This window comes from Oleiphilus sp. HI0117, from assembly GCF_001635235.1.
The window spans coordinates 1-2,428 of record NZ_LWGA01001037.1; the positions used below are offsets into that span (position 1 = coordinate 1).

Genomic DNA, 2,428 nt, shown 5'->3' on the forward strand with positions numbered 1-2,428 from the left:
CCGATGACTAAAATATATCCAAATGCACTTTATCAAAAACTAGACAATAGGTCATGGGTGAAAACCGAACTTTTTTCACTTACATGTAAAAAAATTGATCTAAAGCAGATTACTTATTAAACAAACTTCATCTATTTCAGGTTTTTATTTGCTACCTTCAGGCAAACCATCTAACAGAACACGATCCAGGCGCTCTAGTTCGACATCCTTATTTAAAGGTTCCAATTGAGGCATACGCTTATTCGCTTCAATTGACATTTCTTGAAATCGTTCCACTTTCCCATGAAGGCCTTGTTGTCCGACAAGCGATATAAGTACGTTATTATAGTGATTATTCGAGCTAAGCAAGCTGCCACCCAGTTTCTGCAGCCTCTCTGCCACAACACACACATGGTTGTATATCTCACCCGCTTTTTCACTTAAGGCCAATGCATCATTTTGGCTGTTCTGAAGACGCCAGATATTTGAAACGGTTTTTAGTATCGGTAAAAGCGTTGTATGGGAAACTAGAATAATATTTTCGCGATAAGCTTCTTCATAAAGCTCAGGACTATGCTTAAGCCCTTCTATATATGCGGCCTCCAATGGCAAGAACATCAAGACAAAACTTGGGCAGTTAATTCCTTTAAGACGACTGTAGTTTTTCTCTGATAGCTCTTTAACATGCACTCTCAATGCTTGAATATAATTATTCATCGCTAATTCGCGTTGAGCTTCTGTTTCAGCCGAAATAGCAGATTCATACGCCACCAATGAGGCCTTACTATCGATAATCAAATGCTGATTGTCTGGCAGGTCTATTAAAAAATCTAAAAAATACGCTCGCCCTTTGTCATCTTTAAGGTGAACCTGCGTCCGATAATGCTGATCTTTTACTAATCCGGCGACCTGTAAACTTCTTTCTAGTTGCACCTCGCCCCAATTACCCAAGGTTTTCTTATCGCCTTTGAGTGCAGTCGTCAGGTTCTGGGCATCCTGAGACATCTGCGCATTAAGGTTTCGCAGAATCTCCAACTCCTTCTTTAGACTACCAGCCGATTCATGATTTTCCTTCTGGATACCGTCTACCCGATGACGGAACTCGGTAATTTGTTCTCTAAAAGGTTTTAGCACGCCTTCGATAGACAACTGGTTATCCTTGGTAATGCGTTTTCCCTTTTCGTCAAAGATGCGGTTCGCCAAATTCTCAAACTCTGACTGAAGTGATTTTTTCTGAGACTCAAATTGCTCTCTCTGTTGAATCATTGCGCGATCACGCTCTTCAATAACCGCCTCTAGACGGGCATTATTTCGATTCAAGTCAACCACCTGAAGCCTGGACGACTGAAGCTCGTCATGTAAGTTTAAACACTGTTCACCTTGAGCCTCTAAACGTTCCAGCAAAAGAGCCTTATCACTTTCTAGAGCTGAGTATCTGCTCTGTTCATCACTTAGCTTTCCAAGGTATAGCTTTCGAAAATAAGCCAGACCACCTATAACAATAAAGGATAAACAAGCGATAAATAACTCTAGGTTCGCCAGTAAGTGCTGTTCCATTTAGTTAGCCTTAGATAAGTGAAAACATTTGCCGCTACGTCGGCAAAAAGAAGTCTGTACGGTATCCCAAAAACCATACTATCAGAGTCTGAGAGACCAATAATCATTGCTATTCAATAGATTATAGAAGACACCATAAATTTTGGCCCATTTAATGCTTCCCTAGCTGGTAATCGCGCTAAAACCTTAGACAGCGCTTTGAATATACCTTTGACACTTTAGTATAGCTGCCATGAAAATTTTTCTACAACGATGCTGGATAGTGCCGCTAGTTCTATTACTCAGTGCCTGTAATGGAGGCTCGTCTGGCAAATCTTCGCCCCAAAATCATCAACCTGTAGCCAATGCAGGTGAAGACATGACGGTCACCGAAAAACAATTAGTGACCTTAGACGGTTCTGCCAGCCATGACCCAGACGAAGACGATATAAACTACAAGTGGATTCAGGTTGACGGTCCCTTCGTGGAACTCAGCTCAGACGAAGATGACTCACCGAGCTTTATTGCCCCTGACGGAAGTACAACCCTGCGCTACCAGTTACACATTAGCGACGGGATCAACTCATCTGTCCCTGATACCGTCACGGTAACTGTACTAGAACAAGCTGACAACAACACCCACTCTAATCCTGATAGCAGTTCTGACCCTGACACCGGCTCTGACCCTGACAGCGGCTCTGACCCTGACAGCGGCTCTGACCCTGACAGCGGTTCTGATCCTGACAGCGGCTCTGACCCTGACAACGGTTCTGATCCTGACAGCGACTCTGACCCTGACAACGGTTCTGACCCTGACAACGGTTCTGACCCTGACAACGGTTCTGACCCACAGACCTCAAATACACAGCCTATCGCCCATGCAGGTGATGACCAAAACGCTAACGGGAACAGC

At 43.7% G+C, this 2,428-nt stretch carries 2 protein-coding genes; one reads left to right on the forward strand and one right to left on the reverse strand.

Annotation, left to right across the window (positions count from 1 at the left end; translation table 11 throughout):
* Window positions 1-144: 144 nt before the first annotated feature.
* A complete protein-coding gene (locus tag A3757_RS18620; RefSeq protein WP_068553624.1) occupies window positions 145-1,536 on the reverse strand; it encodes a DNA recombination protein RmuC in 1,392 nt (463 codons plus the stop codon).
* 232 nt (window positions 1,537-1,768) lie between these two features.
* Here A3757_RS18620 and A3757_RS18625 point away from each other — a divergent pair.
* Window positions 1,769-2,428: PKD domain-containing protein (locus tag A3757_RS18625; RefSeq protein ID WP_231878319.1), on the forward strand; the 660-nt coding region annotated here is incomplete at its 3' end.